Genomic DNA, 19,268 nt, shown 5'->3' on the forward strand with positions numbered 1-19,268 from the left:
GACATTTGACAGCATTTGCAGACAAAGGATTGCAAGTGCTGTCTTTTGCTATTTGCAGATAGCTTATATATCATACGGATTTGTTCCTCCAATCAAAATACAGGAGGATACAAAGATGGAAATTATCACAATGAAGCTGGTGGACCTTGTGAAGCCAGAAAAGAATGTCAGAATTCATACGGAGCAACAGCTGAAGGAGTTCCAAAGAAGTGTCAAAATGTTCGGACAGATCCGTCCGATTGTTGTTGACGAAAACAATGTAATCTTGGCAGGAAATGGTTTGTATGAAACATTGATTGCCATGGGAAAAGAAACAGCTGATGTTTATAAGTATGACAATCTTACTGAAAATCAGAAAAAGAAGCTGATGATTGCAGACAACAAGATTTTCAGCTTAGGTATTGAAAATCTCGATACACTCAATAGCTTTTTAGAAGACCTGCAGGGCGACCTTGATATCCCGGGCTTTGATGAAGACATATTAAAGCAGATGGTGTCAGAGGCAGAGGATGTTACAGAAAAGCTCTCCGAGTATGGCACTTTGGATGATGAAGAAATCCAGAGTATTAAAGAAAGCGGAGAGAGAAAAGAACAGCAGATTCAAAAAGCGGAGGCGGAGCAGGCAACACCAGCACCGCAGCCAATTGCTCAGCCACAACAGGAAATGCCAGAGGACAGTGAAGATACCACCGAAGTAAAGAAATTTGTTATCTGTCCGAAATGCGGGGAGAAAATATGGCTATAAAGCGGTGCGAATCCAGTATAGATGTTGTAAAGGCCGCCAAAATCCGTATAAGAAATGTATTCCAAAACGGATTGCCGGTGTATATGTCTTTCAGCGGTGGTAAGGACAGCCTTTGTATGGCACAGCTTGTTATGGAGCTTGTGCAGGCAGGGGAAATCAATCCGGCACAGCTTATTGTACAATTTATAGATGAAGAAGCCATTTTCCCTTGCATGGAAGATAAGGTGAGGGAATGGCGAAAAAGATTTATGTTAATTGGAGCAAAGTTTGAGTGGTATTGCCTTGAGGTAAAACACTACAACTGCTTTAATGAACTGTCCAACGATGAAACATTTATTTGTTGGGACAGATATAAAAAAGATGTTTGGGTAAGACAGCCACCATCATTCGCAATCAGAAACCATCCGCTGTTAAGACCTCGCATTGATGCATATCAGGATTTTCTTCCAAGAATATGCAGCGGAGGAATTACGATTACAGGAATCCGAACAGCGGAATCAGTACAGAGACTGCAGAATATTGCAACTATGCTGAGAGCAGGAAAGACCATGACGAATAAACACCAGGTATTTCCGATATATGATTGGACCAATAATGATGTATGGCTTTACCTCCTTCGGGAAAAAGTTGACATACCAGAGATTTACCTGTTCTTGTGGCAGTCAGGAACACGAAAAGGACAATTGAGGGTATCGCAGTTCTTTTCGATTGACACGGCAAAAAGCCTTGTCAAAATGAATGAATATTATCCGGATCTTATGGAACGGATAGTAAGGCGAGAACCGAACGCATATCTGGCCGCCTTGTATTGGGATAGCGAGATGTTCGGTAGAAGCACAGCTGCAAGAAAACAAAACGAGAAGGGGATGACGGAAAAAGATTATAAGGCCGCCCTTTTAGAATTGTTTTCTGATATGGATGGAAATTTCCAAACGAAGCACAAGAGATATGTTGCGGAACGATACAGGAACTTCTTTATGAGTGTTTCTGCTATTGCGGACAATAAGGATTGCAAGGCTATATATGAAGGACTTATTTCTGGTGATCCAAAGCTGCGTTCCTATCGTGCTTTATATCAGAGAATCTATGGTAAATACATTACAGAAGCCAAAAAGAAGGAGGGCATGACAAATGGATAAGAAATTGAGTAGTCCGCTTTCCACTCTCCAATGGGTAGACAGGGACAGAGTAAAACCAAACGATTACAACCCAAATAAAGTATCGAAGCAGAACTTGGAATTGCTGAAGCAATCCATACTAACCAACGGATGGACGCTGCCGATTGTCGTGAGACCAGATTTCACGATTATTGATGGCTTTCATCGTTGGACTGTTGCAGGGGAAGAACCTCTGAAATCAATGCTTGAAGGCAAGGTTCCTGTTGTAATTGTAGAACATAAGGATAAAGCCGGTAATATTTACGGTACTGTAACCCACAACAGGGCAAGAGGTACACATTTGCTTGAACCTATGAAAGCGATTGTTAGAGAGCTTATGGGAGAGGGGAAATCTGTTGAAGAAATCGGTAAGCAGCTTGGTATGAGACCAGAGGAAATATTCCGATTATCGGACTTCTCCAAAGAGGACTTTTTGAATATGATGATTAAACCAAATCAAGGTTATTCAAAAGCAGAGTTTATAACGAAGATTTAATGTTAAAACAATAAATATTCGTGAGAGTGACACACGGGAGGGCATACACCCTCCCTTTTGTGCGTCCACGATTGCAAAACGAACAGGAGAGAGGTGGTGATATGCCGAGAGCACCGAGTGAGAAAGTAACACAAGCTGAAAAGCTATTCAATGATGGTATGGCAATGGTTGAGATTGCTAAGAAACTGGAAGTTTCAGACGGAACAGTCCGCAGCTGGAAGAACCGGTACGGATGGGGAAAAGCCTCAAAAAAAAACAAGTGCAACGTTGCGAAAAAAAATGAGAAGAAAAATGCAACGTTGCAAAAGAAAAAGAGGGGAGGTCAACCCAAAAATCAGAATGCAAAAGGCGGTTCTGGCAATCCAAACCCAAACCCTCCACCAGACAGAACAAAGCATGGTGGTTATGTTCCTGTATTTATGGATGCGTTGGATTCAGATGAGCAGGAACTTCTTGAGTCTATTCCAGAAGATACAGAGCTTCAACTGATGGAACAGATACAGCTTTTTTCGATTAGAGAGCGAAGAATACTTAAAGCAATCAATAAATACCGCGAACAAAAAGGAGAGGTTGCGGTAATGGATGTGAACCGAAGCGAGTCAAAACGCTCGTTTAAAGACCAAGAGGAAGAGGCAGAGTACGATAGGCGCCAGAAGGAGAAGGTTGATAATAAAGAAATTCTTCCGGGTAAGTCCTATAATATAGCAACACACACAGCTAATAAGGATATGATCATAGCGAGGCTGGAACAGGAACTTTCTACTGTGCAGAGCAAAAAGACAAAGGCTATTGAAGCGTTGTCCAAGTATCGCATAGAAAAGGCAAGGCTTGAAAGTGAAAGTGCTGGCAACGATGCGGTTGATGATTGGATTGCAGCTGTATTGGGAGAGGAAGTGAGCGAAGATGAATAAGAACTCACGGACATTACGAAGAAAATTCTTCCAGAAGAAAATCCCAATATACAGGAAAAATCCGGTGCTATTTGCACAAGAGGTATTGCTGTTTGAGCCTGATGATTGGCAAAAACAAGCTTTGATGGATTTGGCAGAAAGCCCGAAGGTTGCAATCAAGTCTGGACAGGGTGTTGGAAAAACAGGTATGGAAGCTGTTGCTTTGCTGTGGTTTTTATGCTGTTATCCCTATCCGAGAATTGTTGCAACAGCTCCTACCAAACAGCAGTTGCACGATGTATTGTGGTCCGAAGTCAGCAAGTGGATGAGCAAGTCTCCTTTACTTTCAGACATCCTCAAATGGACGAAGACCTATATTTATATGGTTGGCAACGAAAAGCGTTGGTTTGCCGTAGCTAGGACTGCTACAAAGCCAGAGAATATGCAAGGTTTTCACGAAGATAATATGCTGTTCATTGTTGATGAAGCTTCTGGTGTTGCAGATCCTATCATGGAAGCAATACTCGGTACTCTTTCTGGTGCAAACAATAAGCTGCTGATGTGCGGGAACCCGACGAGAACATCTGGAACATTCTACGATGCTTTTAATGTAGATAGGTCCATATACAGGTGCCACACGGTATCATCTGCAGACAGTAAGAGAACCAACAAGCAGAATATTGAATCACTTATACGCAAGTATGGTCGTGACAGTAATGTCGTGCTGGTGCGTGTGTTCGGAGAGTTTCCAAAGCAGGAAGATGATGTGTTTATAGCTCTTTCTATAGTAGAGCATTGCTGCATGTTGGATTTGCCAGACGATGTCCCTATTAAGCGAATATCATTCGGTGTGGATGTTGCGAGATATGGCTCGGATGAAACAGTTATTGCTAAGAACGTAGGAGGAAGAATAACACTTCCTGTATCATTCAGAGGGCAAAGTCTTATGACAACAGTTGGAAAGATTGTGCAGCTCTATAGACAAGCTATAACAGAGTTCCCACGATACAGAGGGAAGATATACATTAACATTGATGATTGCGGCCTTGGTGGCGGAGTTACAGACCGCCTCGAGGAAGTAAAACAGGAAGAAAAGCTCACACGAATGGTGATTGTTCCGGTTAATGCCGCAGGTAAAGTTCCGGAAGAAACAATTGGTGATGGGAAGCAGAAAGCCTGTGATATTTACGACAATATGACAACATATCTTTGGGGCACAGTGAAAGATGCCTTGATGATGGAGGAAGTAAGTCTGGAAAATGACAATGAGCTTGTCGCTCAGTTTACTTGCAGGAAGTACAGGCTGACGAGCAGGGGAAAGATGCTGCTTGAAAGCAAAGAGGAAATGAAGAAACGAGGAATTGATTCCCCAGATAGAGCAGATGCGGTTGCGCTGTCTTGCTATCAGAAAAAGACATTCAATATTGGAAGTCTCGTAGATTAGGAGGTGAGGAAATGCAGGACAATGAGAAAGAAAGCAGAGCAGATGGATATAAGAATCTGATGAATAAGTATGGTACTCAAGATGATGTGTCAGAGCAGTATCGCTTTGAGAGTGATGATCCTGTAACAGATGTGGAACTCACACTGAACTACGAGGAAAACGGATTGTTCGCTAAGATAATAGATATCCCATCTGATGATGCTGTTAGTAGTGGATTTGAATATGGTGTAAATGATGTTGACTTGGAAACATTTATCAATGATTCACTTGACGAGTTGGACTTTGAGGGTGCAGCTTCTACAGCTATCAAATGGTCGAGACTATATGGCGGTTCGCTTATGGTGATGATAATTGATGATGGGAAACAGATTGATGAGCCTGTGGATTGGGATAATATCAGAGGGATTGATGAACTGCTTGTGTTTGAAAGACCTTTGATTACACCAGATTACAACAGCATATATAATCACGATCCAAAGACCGGTAAATGGTCGAAATTTGGAAAGCCTGAATTCTACGATGTATCTCCAATGTATGGCAAGCAGTTTCGTGTCCACGAAAGCAGGTGCCTATTGTTCAAGAATGGAACATTGCCACAATCCAGCTCGAGGACAGAATATCGTTTCTTTGGCATGCCAGAGTACACGAGGATACATAAAGCCTTGCAGGAAACTGTTACATCGCATGGGAATGGAGTTAAGCTGCTTGATAGGGCGGTACAAGCAATTTATAAGATGAATGACCTTGCCAACCTTCTGGAAACAGACGAGGGCGAGGATATTGTTCTTAGGAGACTGCGTATAATCGATATGGCGAAGGGCATCATCAATTCCATAGCTATTGATGCGAACGGAGAAGATTACGATTATAAGACTGTGACATTTTCCGGAGTAAAGGATATTATCGATGCGACATGCAATATGCTTTCAGCAGTAACAAACATCCCACAGACGAAGCTCTTTGGAAGGTCACCAGCCGGCGAAAACTCCACCGGAGAGGGAGATATGGAGAACTATTACTCCTATGTGAATAAGATTCAGAAGTTGAACCTCAAAAGAAATCTTGGAGTACTGATTGATATTATCTTGATTGCCGGAAAGTATAAGGGAGAGTTTGAGGAAATTCCTGACTATACTCTGAAATTCAAGCCTTTATGGAATTTGAGCGAAGCGGAGCAGGCGGGAGTAGATCAGACAAAGGCTGCAACGGAGCTTACAAAGGCACAGACAGCACAGGTTTATGTGGATATGCAGGCTCTTGACGCTTCGGAAGTCAGAAAACGTTTAGCTGAAAACGGAGAGTTTACAGTAAACGATATTTTGGATGATGAAGATGATTGGGAAGCAATGGTGGATGATGCTCCAACTAATGCAAATGAATCAGCAGAGACATCGAATACGGCATTGTCTGCAGAAGTGAAAGAGCCGCAGGAACAGGAAGAAACCGAGACTGATTCTGCGTTTGATACAGTTACTCCTACCGGATGCGGTGTCATTGTTGTAAAAGATGGGAAAGTGCTTGTTGGCACAAGGAAAGACAATGGACTTGTGTGTGGACCTGGAGGACATATTGAAATAGGGGAAACACCGGAAGATGCAGCCATAAGAGAAACAAGGGAAGAATTTGGCATCAATATAGCAAATATAATTCCGGTAACTTTGATTTCTGGTATGTCCGAACAATATTGTCCTTCGCAGGTTTTTCTATGCACAGAGTATTATGGAAATCCAATATGCTTTAATACAGAGATGGAAGATGCTCGTTTTGAAGATATAGGAAGTGTTCTTGACATGGACTTATTCCTTCCGTTTAGACTTTCACTTGAGGACTTTCTAAGGCAACTGGATGAAATTCGGTTGACAGCTGAGGTAAGTCAAAGTAATATGGAAGCAGACGGAGGCCCTGGTTCTGGAAGGTACCCGAAGGGTAGTGGAGGAAAGAATAAGAAGAGCAACTCTAAGAGAAAGAAAACCCAGTCCTTACCAATGACTGCAAAGGAAAAGGCAAAGGTCACGCATGACATAAATAATGTGTATCATGCAAAGTACAAGGGAAAGAGAGTGTGCGCAATTCGCACGAGTTCAAATGAGCCAGATAGCCCTACATACTATTATAGATTCAAGAATCATGGATTTGATGATTACGATATATTCATGAAGACAGAGGAGGATTAGACCGATGGATGAATTGAAGAAACTTCTGGAGAATGTAAGTGATACTTATGATGATTTTGTTGGCTGCGTTTTGTGTGCAGTTAAGCATGATGATGAGGATATCCGGAAAGTAAAAGATTACATCAAGGAAGATCCTGCAAGAAAGAGTGATGATATTTTAGAATATCTGGATGAACTTGGAATATAAGATACGAGCCTTGCGAGTGTGAGGCTCTTTTCTTTTGCCCTGTAGTGCCGCTAATCGTGGCATTATGGGGCTTTTTTAGTGTCAGCAGTGAAATAGACGATTGCAAGCATAATTCCAAATAAGAGGCAATGAGAGAAGGTGATAGCTTGGATGAAATGTTACGAAAAGAATTACTTCGGTCTGAATTGAAAGAGAAAAACAAAGGAAAACGGATTATCCCGTGTAAATACAGACCTAAGTATCCGGACAGTGCGGAAAGAGAATATATGCGATTGGTAAATGCATATATGGCTATCGAGAAAGAGGTGCTTATGAAGTATATGCCAGATATAAAGCAAATACTTAATGAGGGCACGCAGCTTCGTGCGGATTCAAAGAAAGATAATGAGCAGAAACGCAGGACAGCACGATTTTCAGCTTTAGACAATACAATAGTTCGCCTCACAATTCTTTTTAAGACAATCCAAAGAGAACTGGATGCCGCTTTTGGACTTTACGACTTGAAAAGACAGATAAATATAATTGCCAACCTAGACCATAAGCTCACCGTTAAAGAGTGGAAGAAAGCGGTAAGCAAGACATTGGGTATTAATTTGCTTGATGATTATTATTCTGGAGAATATTACGCAAAGATGTTGGAAAAATGGGTGTCTGATAATGTGGATTTAATAAAGACTGTTCCGAATCAATCTCTCGATAGAATGAAAGAACTGGTATATGAAAACTACATGAAAGGAACGACTACAACCAATATTGTAAAAGAGATTCAGCGGCAATACGGAATGAGTAAGCGTCATGCAAAGCTGATTGCCAGAGACCAAACGGCAAAGCTTAATGCAGATATTACGGAGAGCCAGCAGAGGGATGCGGGTGTGCCAAAGTATGAATGGTCTGGAGTAATGGATAGACGAGAGCGGAAAAGCCATAGAGAGCTGGAAGGAAAGATAATCAGCTGGGACAATCCGCCAGATGTAGGAAATGGCAGAAAATGCCATCCTGGACAGGATTATCAATGCCGGTGTTGCGCAATTCCGGTGTTTGATATAGATAATCTGGATTTGCCAGTTTGAAAGGAAGTGGTTGCATTGAAAAAGTGACAGAAAGCAGGAGGTGCAGAAAGTGAAGCTGAAACGAATTGACAGCATTTCCATGGATCAGACTTATTACACAGATGAAGGCTATCTTGTAGATCACCCAATTGTGACTACATGTGGCATATTTGAGTATAAGAATGATGATGGAAGCACACGGAGGGAACTCCGATTGCCTGAGAATGTCTTTGACAAGAAATCGTTGGAGAGTTACAAGGGCAAACCAATCATCATTACACATGATGCTGGAGAAGTGGATAAGGAGAATGTCCGCAGAGAACAGATAGGCACAATTATGAGTGAAGGATACAGGGATGGAGATAGCGTTCGCTGTGAGATTATTATTCATGATACAAATGCTTTGAAAAGTTGCGGATTGAAAGAGTTATCCCTTGGATACAGCCTTGATACTGATGATACTCCGGGAGTATATCACGGAGAGAAATACGATTGTATTCAGAAAAATATCGAAATCAATCATCTTGCACTTGTCGGAGAAGCAAGAGCGGGAGAAACTGCTCGCTTGAATATCGATGGCAAGGATGATGATACACAAATCTTAAAAGGAGGCAAAGTAATTATGTACAAACCTAATTCAAAAGGCCGAAGAGCTGATGAGGGCGAAGAGCTTACACCAGAAGAGATGGAAGCTGCTATTGCTTTATTCAAGGCTCAGAAAGCCGCAAATCAGGCAACTGGTGAGGGAGTTGATGGAGAAGATCCAGAGGAAACACCAGCAGCCAATCCGGAGGAAAATGGAGAACCGGAAAAGACACCCGTTGAAAAGGTCAAGGAGAATATTGACCGCAGAGATGCTGAGGGTGATGGTATGTCGCCAGAGGATATTATTGCAGAGCAGAAAGCAGACCTTGATACTCTCTTGCAGGAGATTGACAAGATGCAGGCTCAGAGCGATATGAATGGTGATGAAGGAGAAGACGCTGGAGAGAAAGAAGAAACTGCTCCTACAGACGAAAACACAGATTCGGATGATGAGGGAGCGGGTGCAGAATGCGATCCGGAGAAACAGAAAGGAGTAAACATGGATTCTGTGGATAAAATTATTCAGGACCGCCTTGATGTGTGCCGAATGGCTGACCGATTAAACCTTGATGGAGTTGAGGGACTTTCGGTAAGAGAAGGAAGAAAACGCATTATCAAGGCAGTTAATCCGAAGATGAATCTTGATGGAAAGAGCGACAGCTATATCAATGCAGCTTATGACATTGCAAAGCAGTCATTCCATGAGAGAAAGAGCACTAATGATCAGAGAGAGAGAATTGCAGCTGATAAGGTCCGCAAGGATGCAAAAGAGGTTAGTAATTCAACATCTGCTCGTAAGAAAATGATTGCGAATATGACAGGAGGTAGAAAGTAATGAGCACAGCAGTACAGACAAGTTATGGCTTTGGCTTTCCTAAAGGAGTGGCCGGCGGGCTGTTTGATTTATCGGCCCATGATGTTACAACAAGACAGGCAGAAGGTGATGGTGTTGCCTTTGGTCTTGGTGTTGTCGTTGGAACAAATAAAGGCACTGACGTAAAACTTCCGGCAACAGGTGCAACATCTGATGATTTTGAGGGTGTTGTAGTACACAATTCTGTTATGGTGGAAAAGGATATGGATAACAATGTTTCCATCAACAGCAAGCGTACAGTAGGCTGCCTTCATTTTGGAAGAATTTGGGTGCAGACTGGAGCAGCAGCTAAACCTGCATACAAGGAGAAGGTTTACTTAATTACGGATGGTGATGAGGCAGGAAAGTTCACAACATCTGCAGATACAGCAACCAAGGTGGAAGTAAATGCTATTTTCCTTGGAGAAACTGATAATGGCATTGCAAACGCAGAGTTCAGACCGGGTGCGGTTGTGAAAGCTGCGGAGAAATAAGAAGGAGGTATTCACGAATGAAAGATTTTAACATGGATGATTACAGTGCATTAAAGGGCTCTACCCTTGTTAAGGGGCTTGCGGGAAGTGAGCAGCTTCGTTTTGATAGTGTTGAATCTGCAACTGTATTCTTTGCCAGAGAACTTGACCAGGTAAAGACAAAGACTTATGACAAGCAGTATCCGGAGCTCTCTGCATTGTCTTACTTCCCTATCACTTCTGAGGTTAATGAGGGAGCAGAAACCACAACATATTACAGCTATGATATTACCGGTATGGCGGCAATCATTAACAATTATGCCACAGACCTTCCTAGAGTTGATGTACAGGGCGAATCTCACACTGCTTCTATTAAGTCTGTCGGTGACAGCTATGGTTACAATGTGCAGGAAATGAGAGCTTCCAGAATGGCAGGAAAGTCTCTTGATGCCAGAAAAGGTGCAGCTGCAAGAAGAGCGTCAGATTATATGGTTAATAAGATTGCTTTTGCAGGCGATAAGAAACATAACCTCGTCGGCATTTTCTCTGATGGTACCGACATTCCTCTGTACACTTTGTCCGAGGTTGAAGTTGATGGAAAGAAGTACACAGACTGGGCACATAAGACTGCTGATCAGATTCTTGATGATATCAATGGCATGCAGAAATTTGTTGACAAGATTACAATGTCTATCGAAAAGCCTGATACATTAGCTCTTCCATCGTACATTTACATGGATCTTTCAACAAGGAGAATTCCAGATACGGAGACTACTGTACTCAGCTTTATCAAAGAACATGCACCATACTTAAAGAACTTCGAGAGCATGGCAGAGTTACAGGATTCCGCTACTGATATCAATCCTACAGGAAAGAATGTTGCATTTATGTACACGAAGGATCCGGAAAAGTTCAGTTTGGAAATTCCGCTTCCGTTCTACCAGTACCCATTGCAGGTCCAGAAACTTGAGACAGAGATTCCTTGCGAAACAAGAACTGCTGGACTTATCATTTATTATCCGTTATCAATGCTTCTTGCATACGGAATTTAAGGAGGAAATGACATTATGAAGATTATCAATAAGTCGAGAAAGATTATCGGAATCAACGGAGAGCCACTCCTTCCTGGAGCGGATTTAGAGTTACCGGAGGGAATGGAAACCCATCCGGTAATTTCTTACTATCTGCAGAAAGGGATTGTGGTTGACTCCCAGAATGTCTCTGCGGAGGAGAAAACAGGTATTAGTGACCTTGAAAAAGCTCGTATCGAAGAGGAAGCTATTGCAAAGTATAAGGCAGAGCAGGAAAAGGCAGCAAAGACCAAGGAAGCTGAGATTAAAGCTGTAAAGACCATGAAGAAAGATGACCTTCTTACAAAAGCTGTAGGGATGGGACTTGAGGTAACGGACGATGATACCGTTGATACTCTAAAGGAGAAAATTGTAGCCGAACTCAGCAAGTAGGAGGTGACCATTGTGGATGCCTTTGAAATTATAAGAAAGACTATGGACGAGTTTGCAGATGTACCAGATGATACAGTACAGACTTTCATATCTCTTGCAGAGCCACTTATCAGCAAAAAGAGGTTCAGAAAGTTGTATCCGCAGGCTTTGGCATATTTAGCGGCACATAAAATGAAAATGTCTGGTTTAGGAAAGACAATCGGCATAGGAACGATAGGGGACACCATTGGATTATCTTCTGTTTCGGAAGGTGAGACATCGGTGTCCTTTTCCAATAATCAGGCAGGAAACACTGCGACGGATTCGGAATTCGGATTAACGGTGTATGGTATGCAGTATCTTAATTTGAGAAAGCGCTGCATTGTCACAATTGTGTCGGCGGGTGTGGACTGTGGCGGTTAAGATTAAAGAGAAGGTTACTGCAGATGGCAAGAAATTTCAGAAAATGTTGGAGGATCTTAATAAACTTGAGGTTCGTATCGGCATACAACAGGGGGCAGGCAGCGAGGATGGTGTTGATTTAGTTGATATAGCAATGTTCAATGAACTCGGCACTGTCCATATCCCGTCAAGACCTTTCCTGCGAGATAGTGTCGATGCACATTCACCAGAAATCAATGCCTTTTTGCAGTCAATGAGAACACAGCTGGTAAAAGGTGGCTCTGCCGAAGACGTGTTAAAGAAAATAGGTGTGTTTCAGAAAGGCTTGATTCAGAAAGAAATCGTTAATGGTAATTTTGTCCCAAACTCGCCAGAAACAATCAGGCGGAAGGGTTCTGATAAACCATTGATTGATACAGGTCGTATGAGGCAGTCTATTAACTATGTAATACAGGAGAAAGGAGGTTCTGACTAATGCCATTTTTTGGTAGTACATACACATTAAGAAGATATGGAGAAGACAAGATTATAGATGGTTATCCAACAGCGGGGTATGAAGATATCCAGGTTGTTCTTGATGTGCAGACTTTATCTGATGATGAAGTTATAGAGGCTGGTGGAAGCAGGGATGAGGAAATGTTGAAAACTTTTGGAGATTTCCCTGTTAGAACATCAAAACAGGAAGAATGTGTTAGGTCAGACCAGCTTCTGTATGATGGAAGATGGTTTGAATGTATGTCTTCTCGCCTAAGCAGGAATACAATTTTGAAGCATTGGACATCAACATTTAAGCTGATACCAGTCAGCGAGAACAAAGAGCCGAGCAATTCTGAAATGGAGGAAACAGAATGACATTTTCGGAGGTTAAGAAGTTCATTTACGAACTTGTTAAGCGATATCATCCAGGAGCGATGGTGGTGTGGACGAAAACCAAAGGTGTAACACCTAAACCGCCATATATAACGCTTGGATATAGCAATTTGAATAGGTCAGCCTTTCCTTTGTCAGACGATGAAAGAGAACATAGATATTACAATTATGATTTCATTTTTGAAATCAACTTATATACTGTTGGGAAAGAGGTAAAAGCTGGAAATGGAAGCTACTTTGAGAATACAGCAGTAGAAGATTTGGAAGAATTTATCAGATTTCTTGATTCGGATGGAATTACAGAAGAATTGGCTGAAAAGAATGTAACTATTGTTATGAATCCACCAATAAGAGATTTATCAGAGCTGATCGGAGATACGAAATTCAATTATCGTTCCATGTGCGAATTCACAATAACATTTGTCGGATTGGCTGATGGAAAGTATGGAGTATCTGGAATTCAAACCGTTCCGAATCCAAGCGGTGGAGGAATGAAGGAATTTGTAGAGGCAGAAACCTATGCAATAGAAGAAATAAGAATACAGGAGGAAACAGACAATGGCAATTAGAAATAATCTTGATGATATTGTTAATGTAGACATTGAGATTTCTACTCCGGGTTCAAGTGACGAAAGTTTCAACAATGTATTACTTGTTGTTGAAGGACCTGTTGTTGGAAAGAAATCAACTGACAATATCGGAACAAAAGTCATTAGTGTAGCGCAGGCAGGAGAACTTGCGGACTATGGCTTTTCAACAGAATCACAGGCATACATTATGGCGAATGTGGCATTTTCACAATCACCAAAGCCAAGTCTTGTTTATGTTATTGCGAGACAGGTTGTGAGTGATGAAAGCGATCCTGTTACATATGAGAAAATTAGCGTCACTCTTGACAGGGCGAAAGAAGCTGGCGGATGGTATGGAATTGCTTTATCAAAAGCATTTCTTAATAAAGCAGATATTGAAGAAACAATCAAATGGACAGAAGCCAATAAGAAGATCTTTGGATTTACATTTGTTGAGCAGACTTTGCCAGTTAGCACAACGAATTATTTCCGCAGCTTTGCTGTCTATGGAGGTGGTGTCCCTGATGTTGAGGAAACACCGGACGAAAATTATTATATTTCGTTGGCAATGATGGCTAAGTGCTTTGGATATGATCCAGGAAGTGAAACATGGGGATTAAAACAACTGGCTGCGGTATATCCGTGCAAGTTATCAACTGATATGAAAAAATACTGTGATGGAAACTATGTCACATATTTTACGACTTATGCTAAAAAGAACGTTACAAGTTCGATGGGCGGTAAGGTGCTTGGAAACGAATGGATTGACACAATTCGATTCAGAGATTGGCTAAAGAATGACATGCAGGAAAGAGTATTTAATCTTCTTGTGTTGAACACGAAAGTGCCTTTTACTGATGAAGGTATTACTGCGATTGAAGGTAAGATGGAAGAATCGTTAAAAGTGGGGCAGAAAGTAGGGGGTGTTGCTCCAACTGAGTATGACGACGATGATAACGAGATTCCAGGATATACAATTATCGTACCTTCGTCTGCAAGTATGAGTGATGTAGAAAAGGCATCCCGACAGTTAACAGGCTGCAAATTTACAGCTAAATTAGCTGGAGCAATCCAGGTTGTAAATATCAATGGAAATCTTGTGTACGCATAGAAGGAGGTGAAGGTTAATGCCAAGAGTAACAACTTATAATCCGAAAAAGGTAACGCTTGCACTTGGAAACCATATTGCAAGCGGTTTTGCTGATGACAGCTTTATTGTTATTGAGCCTGCCGGAGACGGTAATAGTTATGTAGCAGGAGCGGATGGAGAGGTATGCGTAAGCGTAGATCCATCTTCTATTTACACAGTAAAGGTATCTGTTCTTCAGAACTCTAAGACTAACGCATATTGCAAGAAGATGTATGAGAAGATGAAGAAAAACGGAAAAGGATTTTTCCCTGTTACAGTAAAAGATCTCGTTGGAAATGAAAAATTCAGTGCTTCTACTGGTTGGATTACTAAAATCGCAGGCAAAACTTACGGAAAGGCTCAGAACAACCGTGAGTGGGAGATTGTGGTAGCTGACGGTGTAGAAAGTTAGGAGGTAAAATATGGCACGATTAAAGCAGCTTGAACCAAAGAAGGAAACGATTGGAGGTCTGAATTTTTATATAAGACCTTTTCCAGCTATGGTTGCCGCAAACCTTACGGGAGATTTAGCTTCGTTGCTTACCCCGGTTCTTGCAGCACTTATGCCGCTTGTAGGCAATAGCGACAATGAAAGCGATGGAGAAGATGGAGATTTGATGGACATTGATGTAAATGATGCGGCCGCTTCCATTTCAAAGAGTATGGAAGGGTTTTCTGGTAGCAAAGTTGAATCGATGATGAAAAAATTGCTCATTGCTCATAAGAATGTAGTCGTTGAACTTCCTGTAATGGATGAGGACGATGTGGAGACAGGAGAGTATTCACAGGAAATACTTGATATGGATATCGTAAATGAGATTTTTTGCGGGGATGTACAGAACATGTTCATTCTCGCTTTTTATGTTATCCGTTTGAACTTCAATGGTTTTTTCAAGAGACTCGCCGGCCCATCTGGGAAAGCAGGCGAGGCTATAGCGAAGAAGATGAGGAAGATATTGTAAAATACGGAAAACTTGACACCTCACAATTTTCCGAGCTGGAGTTGAGAATGTACATATTGATTAAAGCTAAATTAGCTTCAATGTTCGAGCTGAAGGAATATTACACCTTAGACGAGGCATTGAAGCTATATGCTTTATATCGTATGGACATGGATATTCAGAATGGAAAGGCTGAGGAAATGAGAGAAAGGAGGGAATAGCATTGACGATAAGAGATATTGCGGTTGCATTTGGTATTGAAGTTGATCAGAAAAGTGTCGGTGCTGCAGAGAATGCCATCAAAGGTGTAAAAAATATGGCTTCAAAGCTATTAGGCGCTATTGGAATAGGTTTTTCAATTGCTGGCATTGCAAACTTAGCGGAAGCAGCGGCAGATGCAGAGGCATTAAAATCACAGTTTTCGCAGGTATTTGGAGATTTAGAGCAGGATGCTTCAGACAAGCTTGATAAGATTGCTGATGAAACTGGAGTAACCGTAAATAGAATGAAGGGCAGTTTTACCCAGATAGCAGCATTTGCAAAAACAACAGGCATGGAACAGGCGGACGCATTAGATATTGCTGACAGATCCATGAAAGCTGTTGCGGATTCTGCCGCATTCTATGATAGAAGTATAGAGGATGTAACTAATTCCCTCCAGTCTTTCTTGAAAGGTAATTTTGAAAATGACGCTGCTCTTGGTCTTTCATGTACTGAGACAACGAGAAATACAGCCGCAAATGCGTTGTACGGAAAGTCGTTTAAAGACTTGTCGGAAGCGGAAAAACAGTTGACATTACTGCAGATGGTTGAGGATGCGAATAAAGCCTCTGGTGCAATAGGACAGGCGGCCAGAGAATCTGATACCTGGACCAATCAGCTTGGTAATTTGAAACAGAATGTGCAGGATTTGAAAGCGGCTGCTGGAAATGCGTTCTTAAAGCCGGCAGTAATGGTATTAAAACTGCTAAATTCCCTAGTATCAAAGGCAACTGTGGGGATGAAAAAGCTGACATCAGAGACAGGAATCCTAACCAAAGCATTCAATGGTATGCATGCTTTAGTAAAAAGATTGAAGCCGGCTATTGATCGAATGATGCAGACCTTGCAGATAGGGGCTAAAAAAGGCATGGGAATGGTGAAAAATGTTATAGATAAACTTGGTGGAGTTGATAACGCTCTGAAGCTCTTGGCTATTATTGCCGGAGCTTTTTTTATTGTAATGAATTGGAGCAAAATCATATCTGGAGCAAAGGCATTTATTACATTACTTACAAAAATGAAAGGCTTATTCAGCTTGGCAAATTTGAAGACTTTGGCTATTGTGGCGGCGGTAGTGCTGTTGGCACTGATTGTTGAAGATTTTATAAATTTCCTTATGGGAAATGATTCTGTTATTGGAACAATATTTGACAAGGCAGGTATTGGTGCAGATAATGCCAGGGAAGCTATTTTCAAAGCATGGCAGAAAGTTAAAGAATTTCTGCTTAATGTATGGGATTTTCTCAAACAAGCTGCCGGAATGTGGGTTGATACTGTTAAAGGGTTCTTCGAGAGGCATGGAGAAAGTATAAAGGCTAACTTCATGAGAGTTTGGGGAATCATAAAAACATTCCTGAGTGGAGTATGGACATTTATCTCCCAGCTGGCGGCAACGATATTTGGAGGAACGGAAGATAGTATAGATGGTTCTACAACAAGCACGAAGGACAAACTTTTAGCTGTATGGCAAGCTATTCTCGATGCTTTGTCAACGGTTTGGGATGCTTTATATGAAGCTGGGAGTGCTGTATTCAATGCTATTGCGACTGTAATAGAAACTGTATTTGGATGGATCCAGGCATTTTGGAATGCGTGGGGCTCTACGATACTCGCATGGTTTAAAGGGCTGTGGGACAACTGCGGACAATTTATAAATGGATTCCTCGAAGTAATAAAAGGACTTGCGAATTTTATAAGCTCTGTATTCACAGGAAACTGGTCTGGAGCATGGGAGGCTATCAAACAGATATTCTCTGGAATATGGGATATGATTGTAGCTTTCTTACAGCAGGCATGGAACACAATATCAACAGTTCTGACTATTGGGTTAGGTGCTTTGCAAGCACTTTGGAACGCAATTTGGGGTGCAATAAGTGCATTTTTCTCTGGAATATGGAATGGAATAGTTTCTTTCTTGACAGGAATATGGAATACAATAACAAGCACTATTTCGAATGCAATCAATTCTGCTTATAACACGATAGTTTCAGTGTTGCAGTCCATATACAACTTTTTCAGTAGTATTTTTTCAAACATAGCTAATTCCGTAAGTTCCACATTCAATAATATAGTGAGTGGAATTAAAGGTGCTGTTGGGAATATCAAATCTGCTATTGTTGATGGATTCAATGCGGCAATCAGCTTTATAACAAGCCTTCCGTCAAAGGCGGTCCAATGGGGCGCTGATTTCATCGGGGGCTTAAAAAACGGAATTATGTCTGGTGTGCAGGGGATTGTAAATGCTGTAAAAGGTATTGGAGATAAGATCAAATCATTTCTGCATTTCTCAGTTCCGGATGAAGGACCACTAACTGATTATGAAAGTTGGATGCCTGATTTTATGGGTGGACTAGCCGAAGGTATCAGTTCAAACGAGGACACTGTTCTTGACAAAGTTAAAGGGCTTGCAGGCGGCATATCAACCCTTATGAAAGGAGCTACAGCTTCAGCTGCAACAGCAACTGGAAGTGCAGTAAATAACACAAGTAATACGACAAATGTGACACAGAACAATACCTTCAATAATTCTTACTCTGGCAGTGATGTACAGGCACAACAGAATGTATCGAAGGGCATGAAACAGTCGGCACAGGATGCCACAAGCTATATGGCTAAAGGGCTGGCATATGCAAGGTAGGTGAAAAGGAATGGCAAGAAATCTAAAACCGGTTAGCATTGCCGGAATAGAAGGGGATGCTCTTATCAGCGAGGATATCAGCTATTCTGCTGACATTCCTGAGTATCCTGTTGAAAATGGTTACAATGTATCGGACACAATTATATTAAAACCTATTCAGCTGAGCATCACTCTATATATAAGTGATAGCCCAGCTACATGGAGAAATCGCAAAGGACATAGTCCTTCTGCGGGCAGAACCAAGAAGATATGTGAGAAGTTTGAGAAATTGTATTTTCAGAGAAAATTGGTAAAGGTTGTCACTACAGACAAGATATATACCAGTATGGGAATCACATCAATGTCAATTTCTCATAGTTCGGAAATTGGGTACGCACGACAGATACAGTTTTCATTAAAGAAAGTGTATATAACCAAAAGAAAAACGGTTTACATACCTAAATATATTTTGCAGAGTGGAGAATCGAAGAAGAGCGCAGGAAAAGCGACAACGTCATCCAGTAGTTCAAAATCTTCGGGTTCTTCGACAAGCAAATCTGGAGGCTCTAATAAATCCGGAGGCTCTGGTAAGTCGAGTGGTGGAAAGAAGGGCTCTATATTATATAACATCGGGAAAAAAACAGGATTTTTGTAGGAGGTGGGTAAATGCTATATATTACAGTTCCGGATATGAACGATAGCGTATCGTCGGTGACGATTGCAGAAAAAGAGTATCTTATCCGCTTTACATACAATGGAACAGGAGATTTTTGGAGCTTTGGATTATCAGACACCGACGAAAATCCTATTATTTCTCCGACCAAGATTGTGCCTAATTTCCCGCTGACACATTTTATGAATTTCACATCATTGCCGGATGGAATATTCGGTGCAATTAGTGAAGAAACAAGACTTACAAGGGAATCTTTCAATAATGGAACCGCAGAATTTGTTTTTATACCTTGGGATGAATGGGAGGATTAA

Annotated in this window: 23 protein-coding genes; all 23 read left to right on the forward strand. The window is 41.5% G+C overall.

Annotated elements, in window-relative coordinates; genetic code table 11:
- Positions 1-115: 115 nt before the first annotated feature.
- On the forward strand, positions 116-745 hold the full coding sequence (locus DXD11_RS08710; protein WP_055274213.1) for a ParB/Srx family N-terminal domain-containing protein: 630 nt from the start codon (positions 116-118) through the stop codon (positions 743-745).
- Positions 736-1,884, forward strand: a complete 1,149-nt coding sequence (locus DXD11_RS08715; RefSeq protein WP_003502241.1) for a phosphoadenosine phosphosulfate reductase domain-containing protein — start codon at positions 736-738, stop codon at positions 1,882-1,884. Before DXD11_RS08710 ends, DXD11_RS08715 begins: the two co-directional genes overlap by 10 nt.
- On the forward strand, positions 1,877-2,398 hold the full coding sequence (locus tag DXD11_RS08720) for a ParB N-terminal domain-containing protein (RefSeq protein ID WP_003502242.1): 522 nt from the start codon (positions 1,877-1,879) through the stop codon (positions 2,396-2,398). Before DXD11_RS08715 ends, DXD11_RS08720 begins: the two co-directional genes overlap by 8 nt.
- 101 nt (positions 2,399-2,499) lie before the next feature.
- A complete protein-coding gene (locus DXD11_RS08725) occupies positions 2,500-3,309 on the forward strand; it encodes a terminase gpP N-terminus-related DNA-binding protein (RefSeq protein WP_055274178.1) in 810 nt (269 codons plus the stop codon).
- Positions 3,302-4,732: a DEAD/DEAH box helicase family protein gene (locus tag DXD11_RS08730; RefSeq protein WP_118758213.1), complete on the forward strand. Its 1,431-nt coding sequence runs from the start codon at positions 3,302-3,304 to the stop codon at positions 4,730-4,732. Before DXD11_RS08725 ends, DXD11_RS08730 begins: the two co-directional genes overlap by 8 nt.
- 11 nt (positions 4,733-4,743) lie before the next feature.
- Entirely contained in the window at positions 4,744-6,906 is a 2,163-nt protein-coding gene (locus tag DXD11_RS08735) for a phage portal protein (protein ID WP_118343917.1), read from the forward strand.
- A gap of 4 nt (positions 6,907-6,910) precedes the next feature.
- Entirely contained in the window at positions 6,911-7,093 is a 183-nt protein-coding gene (locus DXD11_RS08740; RefSeq protein WP_118343918.1) for a hypothetical protein, read from the forward strand.
- A gap of 128 nt (positions 7,094-7,221) precedes the next feature.
- On the forward strand, positions 7,222-8,163 hold the full coding sequence (locus DXD11_RS08745) for a phage head morphogenesis protein (protein ID WP_118592575.1): 942 nt from the start codon (positions 7,222-7,224) through the stop codon (positions 8,161-8,163).
- A 49-nt stretch (positions 8,164-8,212) separates the two neighbouring features.
- Positions 8,213-9,562, forward strand: a complete 1,350-nt coding sequence (locus tag DXD11_RS08750) for a DUF2213 domain-containing protein (protein ID WP_118343920.1) — start codon at positions 8,213-8,215, stop codon at positions 9,560-9,562.
- Positions 9,562-10,074, forward strand: a complete 513-nt coding sequence (locus tag DXD11_RS08755; RefSeq protein ID WP_118343921.1) for a structural cement protein Gp24 — start codon at positions 9,562-9,564, stop codon at positions 10,072-10,074. Before DXD11_RS08750 ends, DXD11_RS08755 begins: the two co-directional genes overlap by 1 nt.
- Positions 10,075-10,091: 17 nt before the next feature.
- Complete coding sequence (locus DXD11_RS08760) at positions 10,092-11,105, forward strand: DUF2184 domain-containing protein (protein ID WP_118758214.1); 1,014 nt, start codon at positions 10,092-10,094, stop codon at positions 11,103-11,105.
- 15 nt (positions 11,106-11,120) lie between these two features.
- A complete protein-coding gene (locus tag DXD11_RS08765; RefSeq protein WP_118758215.1) occupies positions 11,121-11,516 on the forward strand; it encodes a hypothetical protein in 396 nt (131 codons plus the stop codon).
- A gap of 12 nt (positions 11,517-11,528) precedes the next feature.
- A complete protein-coding gene (locus DXD11_RS08770; protein WP_118758216.1) occupies positions 11,529-11,918 on the forward strand; it encodes a DUF4054 domain-containing protein in 390 nt (129 codons plus the stop codon).
- Complete coding sequence (locus DXD11_RS08775) at positions 11,908-12,372, forward strand: hypothetical protein (RefSeq protein ID WP_055274170.1); 465 nt, start codon at positions 11,908-11,910, stop codon at positions 12,370-12,372. Before DXD11_RS08770 ends, DXD11_RS08775 begins: the two co-directional genes overlap by 11 nt.
- On the forward strand, positions 12,372-12,749 hold the full coding sequence (locus DXD11_RS08780; protein WP_118758217.1) for a hypothetical protein: 378 nt from the start codon (positions 12,372-12,374) through the stop codon (positions 12,747-12,749). The genes DXD11_RS08775 and DXD11_RS08780 overlap by 1 nt, the downstream gene beginning before the upstream one ends.
- Entirely contained in the window at positions 12,746-13,336 is a 591-nt protein-coding gene (locus tag DXD11_RS08785) for a phage neck terminator protein (RefSeq protein WP_118758218.1), read from the forward strand. The genes DXD11_RS08780 and DXD11_RS08785 overlap by 4 nt, the downstream gene beginning before the upstream one ends.
- Positions 13,326-14,447 carry a DUF3383 family protein gene (locus DXD11_RS08790; RefSeq protein WP_118758219.1) on the forward strand — a complete coding sequence of 374 codons (1,122 nt, stop codon included), beginning with the start codon at positions 13,326-13,328 and terminating at the stop codon, positions 14,445-14,447. Before DXD11_RS08785 ends, DXD11_RS08790 begins: the two co-directional genes overlap by 11 nt.
- Before the next feature lie 16 nt (positions 14,448-14,463).
- Positions 14,464-14,877, forward strand: a complete 414-nt coding sequence (locus DXD11_RS08795; RefSeq protein WP_003502276.1) for a phage structural protein — start codon at positions 14,464-14,466, stop codon at positions 14,875-14,877.
- 10 nt (positions 14,878-14,887) lie between these two features.
- Positions 14,888-15,427, forward strand: a complete 540-nt coding sequence (locus DXD11_RS08800) for a phage tail assembly chaperone (protein WP_118758220.1) — start codon at positions 14,888-14,890, stop codon at positions 15,425-15,427.
- A 47-nt stretch (positions 15,428-15,474) separates the two neighbouring features.
- Entirely contained in the window at positions 15,475-15,627 is a 153-nt protein-coding gene (locus DXD11_RS14225) for a hypothetical protein (RefSeq protein ID WP_003502280.1), read from the forward strand.
- A 2-nt stretch (positions 15,628-15,629) separates the two neighbouring features.
- Positions 15,630-18,305, forward strand: a complete 2,676-nt coding sequence (locus tag DXD11_RS08805) for a phage tail protein (RefSeq protein WP_118758221.1) — start codon at positions 15,630-15,632, stop codon at positions 18,303-18,305.
- A gap of 10 nt (positions 18,306-18,315) precedes the next feature.
- Positions 18,316-18,939 (forward strand): phage baseplate protein, encoded by a 624-nt coding sequence (locus DXD11_RS08810; protein WP_118758222.1) that lies wholly within the window; start codon positions 18,316-18,318, stop codon positions 18,937-18,939.
- 11 nt (positions 18,940-18,950) lie between these two features.
- The gene (locus tag DXD11_RS08815) at positions 18,951-19,268 is read left to right on the forward strand and encodes a phage baseplate plug family protein (protein WP_022463634.1); all 318 of its coding nucleotides are present in this window, start codon (positions 18,951-18,953) and stop codon (positions 19,266-19,268) included.

It is taken from the genome of Coprococcus sp. TF11-13 (assembly GCF_003481085.1).
Lineage (GTDB): Bacteria > Bacillota > Clostridia > Lachnospirales > Lachnospiraceae > Coprococcus > Coprococcus aceti.

Coding starts and splice junctions, on each gene's coding strand:
- DXD11_RS08710 (WP_055274213.1), top strand. CDS start 116: ATGGAAATTATCACAATGAAGCTGGTGGACCTTGTGAAGCCAGAAAAG.
- DXD11_RS14225 (WP_003502280.1), top strand. CDS start 15,475: ATGTACATATTGATTAAAGCTAAATTAGCTTCAATGTTCGAGCTGAAG.
- DXD11_RS08790 (WP_118758219.1), top strand. CDS start 13,326: ATGGCAATTAGAAATAATCTTGATGATATTGTTAATGTAGACATTGAG.
- DXD11_RS08715 (WP_003502241.1), top strand. CDS start 736: ATGGCTATAAAGCGGTGCGAATCCAGTATAGATGTTGTAAAGGCCGCC.
- DXD11_RS08760 (WP_118758214.1), top strand. CDS start 10,092: ATGAAAGATTTTAACATGGATGATTACAGTGCATTAAAGGGCTCTACC.
- DXD11_RS08795 (WP_003502276.1), top strand. CDS start 14,464: ATGCCAAGAGTAACAACTTATAATCCGAAAAAGGTAACGCTTGCACTT.
- DXD11_RS08810 (WP_118758222.1), top strand. CDS start 18,316: ATGGCAAGAAATCTAAAACCGGTTAGCATTGCCGGAATAGAAGGGGAT.
- DXD11_RS08785 (WP_118758218.1), top strand. CDS start 12,746: ATGACATTTTCGGAGGTTAAGAAGTTCATTTACGAACTTGTTAAGCGA.
- DXD11_RS08780 (WP_118758217.1), top strand. CDS start 12,372: ATGCCATTTTTTGGTAGTACATACACATTAAGAAGATATGGAGAAGAC.
- DXD11_RS08800 (WP_118758220.1), top strand. CDS start 14,888: ATGGCACGATTAAAGCAGCTTGAACCAAAGAAGGAAACGATTGGAGGT.
- DXD11_RS08815 (WP_022463634.1), top strand. CDS start 18,951: ATGCTATATATTACAGTTCCGGATATGAACGATAGCGTATCGTCGGTG.
- DXD11_RS08755 (WP_118343921.1), top strand. CDS start 9,562: ATGAGCACAGCAGTACAGACAAGTTATGGCTTTGGCTTTCCTAAAGGA.
- DXD11_RS08740 (WP_118343918.1), top strand. CDS start 6,911: ATGGATGAATTGAAGAAACTTCTGGAGAATGTAAGTGATACTTATGAT.
- DXD11_RS08735 (WP_118343917.1), top strand. CDS start 4,744: ATGCAGGACAATGAGAAAGAAAGCAGAGCAGATGGATATAAGAATCTG.
- DXD11_RS08730 (WP_118758213.1), top strand. CDS start 3,302: ATGAATAAGAACTCACGGACATTACGAAGAAAATTCTTCCAGAAGAAA.
- DXD11_RS08745 (WP_118592575.1), top strand. CDS start 7,222: ATGAGAGAAGGTGATAGCTTGGATGAAATGTTACGAAAAGAATTACTT.
- DXD11_RS08720 (WP_003502242.1), top strand. CDS start 1,877: ATGGATAAGAAATTGAGTAGTCCGCTTTCCACTCTCCAATGGGTAGAC.
- DXD11_RS08765 (WP_118758215.1), top strand. CDS start 11,121: ATGAAGATTATCAATAAGTCGAGAAAGATTATCGGAATCAACGGAGAG.
- DXD11_RS08725 (WP_055274178.1), top strand. CDS start 2,500: ATGCCGAGAGCACCGAGTGAGAAAGTAACACAAGCTGAAAAGCTATTC.